Annotated in this window: 9 protein-coding genes; 3 read left to right on the top strand and 6 right to left on the bottom strand. The window is 64.1% G+C overall.

Annotated elements, in window-relative coordinates; all coding sequences use genetic code 11:
• Positions 1-7: 7 nt before the first annotated feature.
• From gshB to rsmI, 3 genes are all read right to left on the bottom strand, one after another.
• Positions 8-952 carry a glutathione synthase gene (gene gshB / locus FHY55_RS03160; protein WP_140012803.1) on the bottom strand — a complete coding sequence of 315 codons (945 nt, stop codon included), beginning with the start codon at positions 950-952 and terminating at the stop codon, positions 8-10.
• A 62-nt stretch (positions 953-1014) separates the two neighbouring features.
• A complete protein-coding gene (locus tag FHY55_RS03155; protein ID WP_140012802.1) occupies positions 1015-1404 on the bottom strand; it encodes a YraN family protein in 390 nt (129 codons plus the stop codon).
• On the bottom strand, positions 1404-2294 hold the full coding sequence (rsmI, locus tag FHY55_RS03150; RefSeq protein WP_140012801.1) for a 16S rRNA (cytidine(1402)-2'-O)-methyltransferase: 891 nt from the start codon (positions 2292-2294) through the stop codon (positions 1404-1406). The genes FHY55_RS03155 and rsmI overlap by 1 nt, the downstream gene beginning before the upstream one ends.
• An 80-nt stretch (positions 2295-2374) precedes the next feature.
• Between rsmI and FHY55_RS03145 the strand changes: the two genes are divergently transcribed.
• From FHY55_RS03145 to murJ, 3 genes are all read left to right on the top strand, one after another.
• Complete coding sequence (locus FHY55_RS03145) at positions 2375-3562, top strand: penicillin-binding protein activator (RefSeq protein ID WP_140012800.1); 1188 nt, start codon at positions 2375-2377, stop codon at positions 3560-3562.
• Complete coding sequence (locus FHY55_RS03140; protein ID WP_371707256.1) at positions 3546-6350, top strand: [protein-PII] uridylyltransferase; 2805 nt, start codon at positions 3546-3548, stop codon at positions 6348-6350. Before FHY55_RS03145 ends, FHY55_RS03140 begins: the two co-directional genes overlap by 17 nt.
• A 156-nt stretch (positions 6351-6506) precedes the next feature.
• Positions 6507-8054 (top strand): murein biosynthesis integral membrane protein MurJ, encoded by a 1548-nt coding sequence (gene murJ, locus FHY55_RS03135; RefSeq protein WP_140012799.1) that lies wholly within the window; start codon positions 6507-6509, stop codon positions 8052-8054.
• Between the two features lie 72 nt (positions 8055-8126).
• On the opposite strand, the gene pbpC is transcribed toward murJ, so the two are convergent.
• Genes pbpC through FHY55_RS03120 form a run of 3 tightly spaced genes read right to left on the bottom strand, consistent with a single transcriptional unit; the run spans position 8127 to position 16225 of the window.
• Positions 8127-10184 carry a penicillin-binding protein 1C gene (gene pbpC, locus FHY55_RS03130; RefSeq protein WP_140012798.1) on the bottom strand — a complete coding sequence of 686 codons (2058 nt, stop codon included), beginning with the start codon at positions 10182-10184 and terminating at the stop codon, positions 8127-8129.
• Positions 10174-10734, bottom strand: coding sequence for a putative glycolipid-binding domain-containing protein (locus FHY55_RS03125; protein ID WP_140012797.1), 561 nt, complete (start codon positions 10732-10734; stop codon positions 10174-10176). The genes pbpC and FHY55_RS03125 overlap by 11 nt, the downstream gene beginning before the upstream one ends.
• Before the next feature lie 22 nt (positions 10735-10756).
• Positions 10757-16225 carry an alpha-2-macroglobulin family protein gene (locus FHY55_RS03120; RefSeq protein WP_140012796.1) on the bottom strand — a complete coding sequence of 1823 codons (5469 nt, stop codon included), beginning with the start codon at positions 16223-16225 and terminating at the stop codon, positions 10757-10759.
• Positions 16226-16389: the final 164 nt, after the last annotated feature.

Here is a 16389-nt window from a genome sequence, read left to right as displayed (position 1 = left end):
GACGCAATCAGCCCCGCTCGGCAATCCGGCGGTCGATGGCGTCCCAGATTGCACCTGCGACGTTGATTCCATCAAAGCGTTCCAGTTCCTGAATGCCTGTGGGCGAGGTCACGTTGATCTCGGTCAGCCAATCTCCGATGATATCAATGCCCACAAAAACCTGCCCGCGCTCGCGCAGGAGCGGGCCGATGGCGGCGCAAATCTCTCGGTCGCGTTCGGTCAGCTCAACCTTCACCGGTTTTCCACCCACGTGCATGTTAGAGCGGGTCTCCCCCGCCAGCGGCACGCGGTTGATGGCGCCAATCGGTGCACCGTCGACGAGTATCACCCGTTTATCGCCCTTCGAAACAGCGGGCAGGAATTGCTGCGCGATGAGCGGCTCGCGGTTGATGCCGGTGAAGAGCTCATGCAGCGAGGCGAGGTTGCGATCCTCCGGGCCGAGGCGGAACACGCCAGCACCGCCATTGCCGTAGAGCGGCTTGACGATGATGTCGCCATGCTGGGCCTTGAAGGCCTTCAATGCCTCCAGATCACGGGCGATGACGGTGGGCGGTGTTAGATCGGGGAAGTTCAGAACCAGCAGCTTTTCGGGGCTGTTGCGCACCCAAAAAGGATCATTCACCACCAGCGTCTTGCCGCCGATCTGCTCAAGAATGTGAGTGGTGGTTATGTAGCCCATGTCGAAAGGCGGATCCTGCCGGAGCCAGATCACATCCATTTCTGACAGGTCGATTTCCTGCGGCTCGCCAAGGGTAAAATGGTCCCCCTGCACCCGGCGCACCTCCAGTGGCCAGCCTTGGCCCACAACCCGGCCCTCTTTCCAACTCAGCTTGTCGGGGGTGTAAAAGAAAAGCTCCCACCCCCTCGTCTGTGCCTCTTCGGCAAGGCGAAAGCTACTGTCGGCGTTGATATCAACGCCACCGATCGGGTCCATCTGAAAGGCGACCTTCATGGCGCGTCCCCCTTTTTCTCAGCTCCCCTCTCATGGCGGAGCAGGCAGGGAGTTGCAACGGCTCAGGTGCAGAGCGCGCCTTCAAGAATGCGCACCTCGCCATGCCCGTTGACGAGGGCAAGATCAAAACGCATGGGCGTGGAGAGCGCGGTGGGATACCGGCCGACATACTCGGAAGCCGCAGCCATTATGCGAGCTACCTGGCGCGGCGTTATGGCTTCAGCGGCCTGATCGAACGTGCGGCTTTGCTTTACCTCTACGAACACCACGGTATCGGGCTCTTCGACAACAAGATCAATCTCGCCGCCTTCACCGCGCCATCGCTTCTCAGCAACCACGCTTCCGCCATCAGAATAAACGCGGGCAACGCTCTCTTCGGCCATAGCGCCGGCATGATAGTTGCGGCGACCGCGCTGGCGGCGGGCGGGGTTTGGCGCAAGGTCAAAGGGCATCAGCCATCTCCATCGTCGCGCGCCAACTCAAGGGCGCGCTGATACATCTCTCTCTTTGGCCGCCCGTAAGCGGCTGCCACCTCGGCGGCGGCCTCCTTGACCCTAAGTCGCCCGAGCGCAGCGCTCAGCGCGGCATCAATGTCCTCGGGCGCGGCCTCCAAGCGCTCAGCGCGCCCGAGGACAAGAACGATCTCGCCCCGCGGCGGGTCATCGGCAACCGAGTCACAGAGCTCGGCCAATGTGCCCCGGCGGACCTCCTCGAACTTTTTGGTGAGTTCGCGAGCGAGCGCGGCGGGGCGGGTTTCTCCGGCAGTGTCACGCAAAAGGGTTAGCAAAGTGTTTATGCGCTTGGGCGATTCGAAGAGGATGACTGTGGACTGTAACGCGGCGATCTCTTCGACAAATCGTTTGCGAGCGCCGCCGGTGGAAGGCGGGAAGCCTGCGAAGGTAAATCTGTCGGAGGGCAGCCCGGAGAGGGTAAGCGCCGCGATTGCGGCGGAGGGGCCGGGTGCGGTGGTTGTCGCAATCCCCTGCTCCGCTGCCGCACGCCCCAGCGCAAAGCCGGGATCGGCGACCAAGGGCGACCCGGCCTCGCTGACATAGGCAACAGAGGCGCCTTCGGCGGCGAGTTTCAGCACGCCATCACGGGCAGCCGGCGAGGAATGATCATGGTAGGCAATCACCCGACGGCCCTCCAAGGGGACGCCGTGAAGCTCTAAAAGCTTGCGCGCGGTGCGGGTATCTTCGGCTGCGATTACATCTGCCGAGGCCAGCACATCGAGCGCTCTGAGCGTGATATCCCGGGCCGATCCGATCGGGGTGGCGACAAAATAAAGCCCGGCAGCCAGCGGCGTCTTGCGCCAAGGGCTTCCTCGCGGAGGCTCAGACATTTACTTGGCTCCTGCAGATGTTAGAATTGTCCGGACCCGGCCGTTGACACCGAGGCCCCGAGGCCCTGAAGGAGTATCCCATGTTTGCCGCGCTGACGACACCCCGCCGTATGGCGGCCAAGCTGTTTGCCGCAGGGGCCATCGCCCTGCTCGCCGCCTGTGACCCTTCCGCTCTTGGCGGGGTCGGCGGCAATTCCGGCCCCAAGATCGATGCCAGCCGCGCCGTTCCGGTGGCCCTGCTCGTGCCCGGTGGCTCCGGACGCAGCGGCGATGATGTATTGGCCAAGGCGCTGGAGAACGCCGCCAGGTTGGCAATGGCCGATCTTGAGGGCGTTCAGATCGACCTGCGCGTTTACAACACTGCCGGGAGCGCCGCCAACGCCGCACGGCAGGCGCAGGCCGCTGTGGATGCTGGTGCTAAGATCATCCTCGGCCCGGTGTACTCCGAAGCCGCAAACGCGGCCGGCGTTGCTGTGGCCGACGAAGGCGTGAACGTGCTGGCCTTCTCAAACAACCCAGACATCGCTGGCGGCAACGTCTTTGTGCTCGGACCGACCTTCGAGAACACCGCCAACCGGCTGGTGAGCTATGCGCGCCGCCAGGGCAAAGGAAGCATCTTCACCGTCCACGCCCGCTCGGTTGCCGAGGAGATTGGCCGGGATGCCATCGCCAATGCGATTCGCGCGAACGGGGCCAGCAACGCCGGCTCGGTGTCTTTCGAGCTCAGTCAGCAGGGCCTCGTGAGTGCAGTGCCGACAATCGTTTCGCAGGCGAAGGCCTCGGGCGCACAGTCGGTGTTCTTTACGTCAACCAACGACGGGGCCATGCCTTTCCTCGCGCAGCTGCTGCCCGAAGCGGGCCTCTCGCCATCCGCCACGCAATACATCGGGCTTGGACGCCTCGACATCCCCGCTGAGGCGCTCACCCAGCCGGGCCTCCAAGGCGCATGGTTCGCGCTGCCCGACAACAATCTCTACAGCAGCTTCCAGCGCCGCTACGGTGCCCGCTACGGTGGCAGCCCGCACCCGATTGCGGGCCTCGCCTTCGACGGGATCGCCGCCATCGGCGCCCTTGTCGAGCGCCGTGGCTCCGACGCGCTTACCCGCAGCGCCCTGACCCAAGGGTCCGGCTTCGTCGGCACCGGTGGGATCTTCCGTCTGCGCGGTGACGGCACCAACCAGCGTGGCCTCGCCATCGCACAAATCCGCAATAATCAGGTCGTTGTCATTGACCCAGCCCCCAGAAGCTTTGGTGGCGCCGGTTTCTGACCAGCTCCCCACCGACACCACCCTGCCAGGTCCGATTACCCCCTCCGGCGCGATGCTATGTGCGCCGGAGGAGATCGTGGACCCTATTGCGCTCGCGCAAGCCCTTGAGGCCGACTGCGCCGAAGCGGGCAGCGATGCCATGGCGCTGCGCGGCCTGATCACGTCCCGGCTTAACGCGGCGGCAAAAGCGGGCCGGTCCATCATTGGTGCCGCCTTTGAGGAACACCCGCTGCGCGCCCGCGAGATGGTGCATGCCTATGCCTATCTGACCGATGGCCTCGTGGTGACGGCCTTTTGGGCCGCCCGGCGCTTCTTGCACCCGTTGCACAACCCCACCACCGCCGAACAGCTCGCGCTCTGCGCCGTTGGCGGCTACGGGCGCGCCGAGATGAGCCCGCAGTCGGACGTCGACCTGCTGTTCCTCACGCCCTACAAGATCACCCCCTGGGCGGAGAGCGTGATTGAAACCACGCTCTACATTCTGTGGGATTTGCACCTCAAGGTGGGCCACGCCAGCCGAACGGTGAAGGATTGCCTGCGCCTCGGAAAACAAGATTACACCATCCGCACCGCGCTGATCGAACTGCGCTTTCTCGCCGGAGACAAGGGACTTGAGGAAGAGCTGCACGACAAGCTGCAGCAAAACCTCTTTGCGGGCACCGGCAAGGAATTTATCGAAGCCAAGCTGGAAGAGCGCAGTGAGCGCCACAAGAAGCAGGGGGGCCAGCGCTACATGCTGGAGCCCAACGTCAAGGAGGGCAAAGGCGGCCTCCGTGACCTGCAGAGCCTGTTCTGGATTGCCAAGTACATTCACCACGTCGACAAGATCGAAGAACTGGTGCCGCTTGGAGTGTTCACCGCCGAGGAGTACTGGGCCTTCGAACAGGCCGAAAATTTTCTCTGGGCTGTCCGCGCCCACCTTCACCTGATCGCGGGCCGACCGGCCGACCAATTGACCTTTGATATGCAAATCGAAGTGGCCGAACGGATGGGCTACACCGACAGCCCGGGGCGTCGGGGCGTGGAGCTCTTCATGCAGGATTACTTTCGCCACGCCACGATGGTGGGCGAGCTAACCCGCATTTTCCTTACCGCGCTGGAGGCCGATCACGCCAAGCGGCTGCCAAATCTGGTGGGAATGCTGCGCCGCCGCAAGGTGAAAGCCGGCTACGAAGTTCGGCAAAACCGGCTGGATGTGAAAGATGAAGAGACGTTTCTCGCCAACAAGCTAAACCTGCTGCGCATCTTCGAAGAAGCGCTGCGCACCGGCCTGCTCATTCACCCCGACGCCATGCGCCTTGTGACCGCAAATCTCGACCTGATCGACGACGATATGCGCAACGACAAGGAAGCAGCCCGCATTTTCCTTGATCTGCTGGTGAAGCACGGCAACCCCGAGCGCGCGTTGCGCCGCATGAACGAGCTCGGCGTGCTCTCGGCCTTCATCCCCGAGTTCGCCCCTATTGTGGCGATGATGCAGTTTAACATCTACCACAGCTACACGGTGGACGAGCACACCATTCAATGCATCTCCCAGCTTGCCCAGATTGAGCGCGAGGAACTTCTGGAAGACCTTCCAGTGGCCTCCCGCATCCTCAAGAAAGGCGTGAACCGCAAGGTTCTCTACCTTGCGTTGTTGCTTCACGATATTGGCAAGGGCCGCAAAGAAGACCATTCCGTGCTGGGCGCCAAGATCGCCCGCGCCGTGCTGCCGCGCTTTCACCTCAAGCCGCGTGAGGCGGAGGATGTGGAGTGGCTGGTGCGCTATCACCTGCTGATGTCGGACATGGCGCAAAAACGCGACCTCTCGGACCCGCGCACCATCCGCAGCTTTGCCCGTGCCGTCAAAACCAAGAAACGGCTCGACCTTTTGACCGTGCTCACTGTCTGCGACATTCGCGGCGTCGGTCCGAGCACTTGGAACAACTGGAAGGCACAGCTGCTGCGTAACCTCTACCGGCAAACCGCTGACGGGCTTGAGAACGGGCTGGAAGACCTCAACCGCGACAAGCAGTCCGCCGAGGCGCGCCGCCAACTGCGCGAAGCGCTCGCAGGGTGGGACAAAGCCGCCGTTCGCACGGAGCTTGCCCGCCACTACGACCCTTACCTGCAGGGCCTTTCGACGGCCACACAGGTTATCATGGCCGAGTTGCTTCAGGGCATCGGCACGGATGAAATTCGGATCGACCTGACGCCGGACGACGACCGCGATGCAACGCGCGCCGCCTTCGCCCTCTCCGATCACCCGGGCATCTTCGCCCGCGTTGCCGGGGCGCTGGCCCTGGTGGGGGCCAACGTGGTGGATGCGCGGACCTATACCACCAAGGACGGCTATGCGACCTGCGTGTTCTGGATACAGGACGCTGATGGCAACCCCTACTCGATGAACAAACTCGACCGTCTCCGCGCAATGATTTCTCGCACGCTGAAGGGCGAGGTGCTGGCCCGCGCGGAGCTGACCAAGAAGGATAAGTTCAAGAAGCGCGAACGGAGCTTCCGCTTTCCCACCACGGTCAGCTTCGACAACGAGGGCTCGGAGATTTACACCATCATCGAGGTCGACACGCGTGACAGGCCCGGCCTGCTTTATGACCTTGCTCGCACGCTGTCAGAGCGCAACCTGCAGATCGCATCAGCGGTGATCGCCACCTATGGCGCACAGGCGGTGGACAGCTTTTATGTGAAAGACATGTTCGGGCTGAAAATCCACTCCGAGAGCAAGCAGAAGTCGATTGAAGCCAAGCTGACGGAAGCGGTGCAGGCGGGAACGGACAGGGCGAACGGGTAGGCGCGCACCTGAAGAAAGTCGGCCGGTTCAAGCCTCCCCACCGGCAGGATACGAAAGACCGCCGCCTAAACAAGACGCCGTGCGCGCGCCCCCACAACTGCATTTCCTCCATTCTCGCCTGCCTGTATGGTCGCCACAAAACAAGCGAGCAGCGCCATGCAACCCATCCGCCTGATAAAAGGCTTTCTGACCGTCGGCCTCTGGACGCTGATGAGCCGCGTCATGGGGTTTGCCCGTGACATCCTGATCGCGGCGCGGCTGGGCGACGGGCCGGTGGCGGAGGCTTTCGTGGTCGCCTTCACCCTGCCCAACATGTTCCGTCGCTTCTTCGCCGAAGGGGCCTTTAACCTCGCCTTCATTCCGCTGTTCTCCAAGAAGCTGGAGAACGACGATGACGCGCTCGGCTTTGCCCGCGATGCGTTCGCCGGGCTTGCGGGCGTTCTCATTCTCTTCACCCTGCTCGCTCAACTTGTCATGCCTTGGCTGGTGCTGGCGATGGCAAGCGGCTTTGCAGAGGACGGGCGCTTTGACCTTGCCACCACCTTCGGGCGGATCTGTTTTCCTTACATCCTGTTCATCTCCCTAGCTGCACTGCTTTCCGGTGTGCTCAATGCCACAGGTCGCTTTGCCGCTGCCGCAGCCGCTCCAGTGCTGCTGAACTTGATCCTTGTTGGCACGATGCTGCTGGCCACGGCACAGGGCTGGGACTTTGGCCTCGCGCTTTCATGGGCGGTGCCCGTGGCGGGGGTGGTGCAGATGGCGTTGGTTTGGGTTGCGGCCTCACGCGCAGGCTTTCGGCTGGTGCCTCGGATGCCGCGGATGACGCCAGAACTGAAGCGGCTCGCGGTCATTGCCGCCCCTGCGGCGTTAGCGGGCGGCGTGCTGCAGGTGAACCTGCTGGTCAGCCGACAGGTGGCGAGCTTCTATGACGGGGCAATCCAGTATCTCAACCTCGCGGACCGGCTCTATCAACTGCCGCTGGGTGTGGTGGCCATAGCCATTGGCGTTGTGCTTCTGCCGGAACTCTCTCGTCGCCTCGCGGCTGGCGATGAACAGGCCGGGCAGGATGGTTTCAACCGGGCCACCGAGTTTGCGCTTGTTCTCACCGTGCCCGCCGCCGTCGCGCTGGTGCTGGTGGCCGGCCCTATCTGCTCGGTGCTGTACCAACGTGGAGCGTTCGATGCAGACGCAGCCTCCGCTACCGCGCTGGCCACAGCGGCCTATGGGCTGGGCCTGCCGGCCTTCGTGCTGCAAAAGGTGCTGCAACCGCTCTACTACGCCCGCCACGACACGCGCCGCCCGATGAACTATGCGCTCGTTGCCATGGTCGTGAACGCCGTGGCCGCCGTTGGCCTTGCACTGGCCTTCGGTTTCGTCGGCGCAGCTCTCGGCACCACCGTGGCGGGATGGGTCATGGTGCTGCTGCTCTGGCAGGGCTCCCGCAAGATGGGCAGCGCGGCGCAACTGGACGCGCGCCTGCTGGCTCGCCTGCCCCGCATTGCCATTTCGGCGGCGCTGATGGGCGCTGTGCTGCTCTCTGCCGAATGGGCCTTGGGCGAGGCGCTTTATACCGCCGGCGTGCGCTATTGGGCCCTTCTCGCGCTGGTCGCCAGCGGCATCGTGAGCTACTTCGCCATCGCTCATGTCACCGGAGCGCTACGGCTGGCCGAACTGAAATCTGCTATGCGGCGGAAGCGCGGGTAAAGGCACCGTCAGGCTAACGCCACTTCGACGTTTTTCTGCCCCAACCTTCCACAGCATCTTGGGCGCACCGCTTCAATCAAGCACGCGGATTGAAGCGCGTGCCGTGCGCCCGGTTGCGTCGATAACCGTCAACTGGAGGTAACCGTGGGCTTCCCAATCAAACTGCGCCTCTCGGCTGCGCAAGCCGGTGGCGAGGGGGGCACCGTTTGCCAGAAGGGTGAACGGCGGGTTTCCGTCGCGGAGCTTCACCACCAAGGCACCGCCAGTTTCCAGCTCGGCACCATCGGGCGGATAGGCAAGCTTGGGCGCGTCGGGCTGTGTGGAGGAAAGGGCCGCAGAGCGCGAGGCAAAGTGGCGGAGCGGCTGGGGCAATTCGGGGTTGGTCACCATCAACACCGACGGGGGCGGCGGCGCGAAGGCCTCACGCCTGTCCTTCAGCCGATCGAAGGCGGAAAACAGCAATGGCCCGGCTATGTCTGCGCCGAATGCGCCGGGAACGGAGGTGCCATCGGGGCGACCGATCCAAACTCCAACCACATGGCGCGCGTCATAGCCCACCGCCCAAGCATCTCGGTGGCCGTAGCTCGTGCCGGTCTTCCAGGCCATTGGCCCGTGCGAGGCGCGTGGCGGTGGGGCGAGCCCTGCGAGGATATGTGTCACCTGCCAAGCGGCCTCAGGCGAGAGCACCTGTCGGGTCACGGGCCGCGCAGGGCTCCGCATTGCCGAAAGCTCAATGCTCTCCCCGCCGCGGGCGATGCCGGCATAGAGCTGGGTAAGGTCGGTGAGCGTTACGCCCACCCCGCCTAGCGCCACCGCTAGGCCGGGGCGGCCGCGCGGAAGCTTGGGCTCCATCCCGGCACGGCGCATATGAACGAGCAAGCGCTCGGGTGTCAGCGCTTCGGTGAGTTGCACCACGGGGATGTTGAGCGATTGGCGCAGCGCTTCCGACAGGCGGATGGTGCCCCTGTAGCGATTGTCGAAGTTTTGCGGCGCGTAGCTGCCGAAGGCCATTGGTCGGTCTTCGATGAGCGTTTCGGGGTGGGCCAGCCCTTGGTCGAAGGCGAGGCCGTACACCAGAGGCTTCAGCGTGGAGCCGGGCGAGCGCAGGGCACGGGTCATGTCGATCCAGCCTGCGCGCGTGTCGTCAAGGTAGCCTGCGGAGCCAACGGTGGCGAGGATTTCACCGGTCTGGTGGTCGGCGACAACGATTGCGACAGAGACGCTCTTGTCAATTTCGCGGGCGGCCTGTCTGGCCAGTGGCTCAAGCGCCGATTGCAGCCGCTTGTCGATCGTCGTCGCGTGGCGCGTGCCGATCGGGTTTTCAGACAGCAAGTAATCAGAAAGGTGGGGCGCAAGCGCGGGAAAGTCGCGGCGGCGCGCAGGCACAGGGTCGCGCCGGGCCGCTCGGGCTTCTGCCTCGGTGATCAGGGCCTTGCCTACCATCCTGTCAAGCACCCGGCCCCTCGCGGCGGTTGCCGCATCATTCTGCCGGTCGGGGCGGCGGCGTTCGGGTGATTGCGGCAAGGCCACCAGAAGCGCGGCCTCCGCCGGGGTCAGGCGGCGAGGCTCTTTGCCGAAATAGGCAAGCGAAGCTGCGCGCACACCTTCGAGGTTGCCTCCGAAGGGCGCTCGGTTGAGGTAGAGTTCAAGAATCGCCTCCTTCCCCAATCGCCGCTCCATGGCCAGTGCCACGCGCACCTGCCGAACCTTGCCCTCCCATTGCCCGGTTGGGCCATCTTCGAGAATGCGAGCCACTTGCATCGACAACGTAGAGCCGCCGGAGATGACACGCCCATTCCAAACCGCCTGCCCTACAGCGCGGAGCGTCGCGCGCCAATCCACTCCGGGGTGACTGCGGAAACGCTTGTCTTCATAGGCCAACAGCATGTCTACATAGCGCGCATCGACTTCGGCCAACGTAGTGTGAAGCCGCCAGCGACCATCCGAAACGGTATAGGCCCGCAGCAGGCTGCCATCGCGGGCCAACACCTCGGGCGAGGTTTCGGCCACTAAGGGCGGCAACACCGTTGCAGAGACCCAATCGTCGAGTTTGTCGCGCCCCAGTGCGAAGGCGAAGAGGGCGATGGCGGTGATAACCGCAATGCGGGCGATGAGCCGCTCACGCAACATCGACGGATCCCTCCCAGAGGCCGGGGTAGTGGGTCACAAAGCCCGTCGGATGCACCTGAAGCTCGGCTTCAAACCCCGGGGAGGCATAGGTGAACCGCCCCGCGCCCTTTTGCGTGTAGCGCTGGGCAAGGCGTTCCAGCGTGGCCTCCTCGCCCTCCCGAAACCAGGCAGCCGCCACCTCTTCCGTGCCTTCAAATGCCAGCCTGCGGAGCGGCAGAAGATTGGTGGCCGGGGTAAAGGCAAGGTCAATGTCCGTACAATCATCAAGCGTCGCCGGGCCATCGCCAAGGTGCCAGCCCAACGGACCGCGCACCACGCGCCAAGCCACCTCTTGCCCGCCGATCACGCCTGTTACATCCGCTGAGCGGGTTTCCCACGCAGCGTTACAGCGCACGACGTAATCCAACGCGGTGCGCTGACCGCCTTGGTCATAACGAGCGTGGCCGCAAAGCATCCACCCGCCGGGCTCCTCGATCAGCCTACAGCTGTCATCGCCCAGCCGGTCGAGGCGGCGCCAATAGGCGGTGGCATGGGGTTTGCCATGTTTCACGGATACCCCGCCTGCCAGTGCATCACTCCACCACCGTCACCCGGCCAGCATCAGTGCGGGCACGGAAGGCGGGGCGGTACATATCCTCAACCGATGCCGCCGGGTGGTGATAGTGGCCCGGCGAGATCGCGCGGACGATATAGGCCAGCTTGAAGGGCTTGTCGCTGCGCCAGTCCACCGCCGAGAGGAATCGCTCCTGCCGAAACTCGGAGTGCCGCGCCGAAACCGTCTTGAGCCAGCTCAGCTCGCGGATATCACCGGAGCGGATCAGAGAGGGGTTGTCGATCTCAAAACCGGCAGGCAGGGCATCATCCACCATCAGGCGCGCGTCGCGCCGCCCGAAGGGTGTGACGGTGAGCACCACCACCATGCGCTCGCCCGAGGGCACGGCGCCGAGGTCCACCCCCATGCCGTCCATGGTGTAATACTCGCGCTCGATTGCGTAACCGTTGCCGCCTGCGGGCTCAGGCTCTGTCGGCACGCCAAAGGTGGTGAGGGTGAGCGTGGTGGTCTGCCCGCTGTCGTTGCGGATGTCCACCGGCTGGCTTGCCGTTTCGTCGGCCAGCACCTCCACCAGTGGGCCGTTCACCGGCTGTCCGTTACGGGTGAAACCATCGCGCGGTGCAGCGGAAATTAGCGCCTTCGCGGCCATCAACGTCCAAACCTTCTCTTGCGTTGAGCGATAGCCGGTTTGGCCCGTCACCCGAACTGAAAGCGCTTCGCGGTTGATGACCTGCGTGCCCGCTTCTGCCGCAAGCGCCAGCACCGCAGCCGCATCGCGCAGCTTGGTGCCGTAGTCGTCACGCCAATAGCTTGCAGGTTCTGTGCCGGTATCGGCCACCATCTGCGCAGCGGCACGGGTGAACATTGAATCCGCGCGCGTCGGGTCTCCATAGAGCGAAAGCGCAGTGGCCAATTGGGCCGCCCCGAGTGGCGTGGTGAAGGCTTCGGCCTTCACATCGGCATAGTAGCGCAGATCCCCCATCGAGGCCGCGCCCTCGCGGGCCAGCACCATCAGCGCATAGGCAATGCTCTCGCCGCCCTCGTCGAAGTCTGGTGCGTAGTTGACCTTGTTGCGCAGGTTGTCGAGCGCATTGCGGAAGGCGATTGCGGGCACATCGTAGCCCTGCGCCCGTGCGCGACTGAGGAAATCGGTGACGTAGGCGTCGAGCCAGAAGTCGCCATCGCCCGCGTACCACAGGCCGAAGCTTCCCGAGGCCGCCTGCCGCGCGAGGATACGGGTGATCGCCCCTTCCACCCGCTGGCGGGTGTCGCCGCGTTCTTCCAAGCCCATCGCGCGAGACACCTCGTCGAAATAAAGCAGCGGCATGGCGCGCGAGGTTGTTTGCTCGGTGCAGCCGTAGGGGTAACGGTCGAGCGAAGCCAGCAGGCCGGGCACGTCGAACCGGCCAAGCGGCCCGAGGGCCAGAGTGGCCTTGCCGGTGCCGGTTTGAAGCCCGGTAAAGACATCGCGCGAGAAGGTGAAACTCTGGCCCGAGGCAAGCTCGAAGCGCGATGTCCGCGAGATTTCGGGGTCGTTCACCTGGATTGGCAGGTTCAGCGGCTTGCTGAGCACCTTGCCTGAGGGCGTGGTGAGCGCGATGTCGATCGTCGCCAGCCCCGGGTTGCCCGCCACCACGGTGAGCGGAAGGCGGATGGTCTGCCCCTCCGCGAGTTCCATCGTGGAGGTCGCGCCGGTGGGCAAGGTCACACCACTGCCGGTGATGGAAAGGCCGATTTGGCCTGTTTCGCCGGAAGCGTGGGTGATTTCGAGCAGCATCCGCCCCTCGTCGCCCGGCGCCATGAAACGCGGCAGGGAGGCTTGCAGCACCACCGGATCACGCACAAGCACATCGGCAGAGGCTTCGCCAACGCCGGTCTTTGACCATGCGACGGCCATCAGCTTAACGGTGCCGTTGAAGGAGGGCATATCGAAGGAGGTGCGGGCGTAGCCATCTGGGCCGACTTCGAGCGGGCCGGAGAAATAGGCAACCAGTTCCTCGGTCGGAGGCGGAGATTGCATGCGAGCGTTGGCCGCCGCGTCACCGCCGGAGCGGATCTCGCCCATGGCGCCATTCATCCCGTCGATAAGCCGCCCGTAGATGTCGCGCATCCCCATACCGAGGCGGCGCTGACCGAAGTAATGGCCGGACGGGTCCGGCGGGGTGAAACCTGTGAGGTTGAGGATGCCCTGATCCACGGCGGCGATGGTGACGTGGGCGGTGTCGCCCGGGGCCACGCCCTCAACCTTCAGCGCCACCTCAAGCGGGCTGCGGGGTTGGGATTCGGCGGGCACGTCGAAGGCCACGGAAAGCGCCTTGTCACCCGGATCGACCGAGGCGTGAGACAAGCCCAGCGCCCGAGCGGGGCCGCGCTTGTCGGCCACATCCATCGGGCGGATCACGGTGGCGGTTACATAGGCACCCGCGCCCCAGTCGTCAGTGACGGGGAGTTGCACCAGTGTATCGGTCTCGGCATCCACCTCAACCGTCTTCATGTCGATCAAGCGGTTGGAGACAACCGTGACCAGCGCCTTGCCTGAGTAGCGCGGCACGATCCGTAGTGTGGCCGTGTCGCCGGGCTTGTAGCTTTCGGCGTCGAGCGACACCTCCAGCGTATCCGGGGTGGAGGACACATCCACCGGCGCATACCAGCCGGCATAAAACTCATAGGAGGCAGAGATAAATTCGCCATCCAGCCGCTCGACGACCAGTTCGTAGGTGCCCCAGTCAACCGAGCCAGACACCTCCAGCGGTGCCTCGCCCAACCTTCCCTCGCCCACGGCGATACGTGTGCGGCGGGTGATCGGCTCCCAGTTCCATGCTCCATAAGAGGAGTACCACTGGTAGCGGCGCGAGATGCGGTTTAGCGTCCATTTCACCTGCATCTCGGTTGGCTCAAGGTCGGCCCCCAACGCGATGACAGAGAAAGCGGCCTCGCTGCCTTCAGGCACCACGCCTTCGCTGGCGGGCTTGATACCGATCATCGGTTTGCCGGGGCCCGTGACGATTGCCTCGCGGCGCTCCACGGGACGGCCAGAACCTTCCGCCACGCGAACGGTGAGGCGCGCTTCGATGGGGCCGTCGAAGCCATCCATGTCATCGGGCATGGTCAATGCCAGCGTCGCCTTGCCATCCTCGCCCGTGGTGGTGCCGTTCAGATAGCTGGTTTGCGGGCCGGTGCCATTGTTCTCGGTACCGAAGTACACATTTGGGAAACCCGCAATCTGACGACGTGGCGCAATGCGCAGCTCGCCCTCGACGGGCAGGTTGGCACCGGGCGCGCCAAAGAGATAGCGCACGTCCACATCCGCCACGGCTTCGCCTTCGGTCAGCCCTTCGATGGGCAGCTCCAGCGAGAAGTCGATACGTTCCGGCAGGAAATCCTCAACCAAGACAGTTTGCGTCGCGATCGGCGGCGCTTTCGGGTCGCTGTGAAGGGCGATTTTCCATGCGCCGCGCGGGGCGACGCCCGAGGTCGGCATAGAGAACACATGGCCGCCATTCACACCCCCGGGAGAGAAGTGGCGGGCGTATTCCACGCCATCGGGGCGGGTGAGGATAGCCGTCAGCGGCAACCCGTCGATGGCGGTGGCCGTGGCATCGCGCAGGAGCGCGGTGGCATAGATGGTTTCCCCCGCGCGGTAAGCCCCTCGATCCGTTGTTAGGAAGGCATCGACCGCCCCCGCCGGCTCGCGGCCTTCAACGCCCCGGTCGGACAGGTCAAAAGAAGGATCGGTCAGCGACAGGAAGCCCATGTCGTCCTCGCCGTTCTTCACCAGCACCATCGCAGGCGCTGCGCCGCCGCGGCCCAGCGTGAGGCCCGGCTCAAACATGGCATACCCCTGTGCGTCAGTCGTGGCCGTTCCCAATTCGCGGTTGGAGCGCGACAGAAGGGTGACGGTGAGGCCAGCGAGCGGGTCTGCCGAGGTGAGCGAACGGGTGAAGATGTGCAGCCCGTCCGCACCAGACATGGAGGCAAGGCCGATGTCGGAGATCACGAACCACTGAGTGGCCGCCGGGTTGTCGTAGGGATCGGAGCCACGGATGGCGGCCTTCAGGGCGTAGACGCCGGGGGGCAGATCGGCGATGGCCTCGGCCATGGGCAGGCGCGTTGTGACATCCTCGTTCAAGCGGCGTTCCATATGGCCGGTGCCCGTCCACACGGTCTCGGCAATGTTGCCGTCGAAGTAGTCTTCTTCCCACTCGTTCAACGGGCGGCCAAAGTAACTTTCCTGGATCACGCGCAGGAGGTTCCGGTCGGAGACACGGTTGAGAGTAAGGTCTACCTCTTCAGCGTTAACCGTGACGATGGGAATGCCTGCATCTGCGGTCTTTGGCAGAACATACGCCCGACCGGGGAAGCGCACCTGCGGATCGCGGTCGCGGACGTAAAAGGAAAGCTCAACATCCTTGGCCATCCGCTCGCCCGAAGCCGAGGGGAGGCCAGCGCGAAGCACCACGCGATAGCGCTCACCATGGGTCAGCCCTTCGATGCAAAGTTGATTGCCAGAAGGCTCAGCGGTGAAGGAGGTGCCGTGGAGCTGCACATAGGGCGCATAATCGGTGCCGCTTTCAGCCAATCGCTCGGAAAAGGTTGCGCAGACGCGAGGCACTTCGGGGTTCGGGTCCACCTGATGCTCAGTGACACGGAAGCCATATTTGCCAAGTGCATTGTCCAATGCGGCCTGTGTACCCGGGCTGGGCAACACCGACTGTGCGAGCCGCAGGGTCGGGATCATATCGCGGCCACGGCGCGCGCGCTCCAATGCGGAGGCGAGGATGGTGAGCGCGGCGGATTGATCTACCGGAGTGTCTGCACGCAGGTAGCCGTTAATGGCTGCATCCAGAGCCCGGCGCTCATACTGGCGCTTGCGAGAACTGGTATTGTTCTCGGCTTTTGCGTCGAGCGCGTAGCCTGCGTAGTCAATCCACTGGTCGTCACGGTCGGCCAACACGATGGCCGGGCCCATCCACACCATGGCCTCGCGCAGATTGCCGCTGCGGGCAGCCTCCAGCGCCCCCGTCTCAAGCCTGTCGATGGTCCACCCGGCAGGCGAATGGAGGCTGGCCATACCAGCGGCGAAACTGCGGGCGCTCGGGATATCGCCAGACCGGAGAAAATCCAGCTCATCTGCCCGGGTGCGGGCCAGCGCCACGCGGCCGTCTGGCTCGGTGATGACCGTGGCCGATTGGGCGCCCTCATAGGGCTCGCGCCGCTCTACCGCCCGCTTTGGAAAACAGGAATTCGAGCGGGCGTTGAAGGTAAAGGCCGTGCAGGCGGCATCGGCCATGCAGGCGGTGCGGCAGGCGTCATAGGTGGTGTCGAAGAGTGCGCGCAGATCGGCCCCATAGAAGTCTACGTCCTTCTCGGGCACCAGCCTGCGCTCGGGGATCGGCGCGGGAGATGTTGGCCCCTGCTGCGCGGCGGCGGGCAAAGCGGTGGTGGCAATAGCGAGAAGGCAGAGGAAGGGCGCAAGTATGCGACGCATGGGAAATGACCTCGGATCTGAAATGCGGATAATCCAACGTGATGGTGACATGCGCCCCGCGTTCGAGTCCAGTGGCGGCGCGCGGATGTGAACGGTCTTTCTGACGTTAAGACAGTTTAAACTGTATCCGGGCAGAACCTTTGTGAGGCGTGTCTTAACCATGA

Origin of the sequence: Oceanicola sp. D3, assembly GCF_006351965.1 — a bacterium.
Taxonomy (GTDB): domain Bacteria; phylum Pseudomonadota; class Alphaproteobacteria; order Rhodobacterales; family Rhodobacteraceae; genus Vannielia.
The sequence above is the reverse complement of the archived record's forward strand: the minus strand, read 5'-3'. Positions and strand labels throughout refer to the sequence as shown.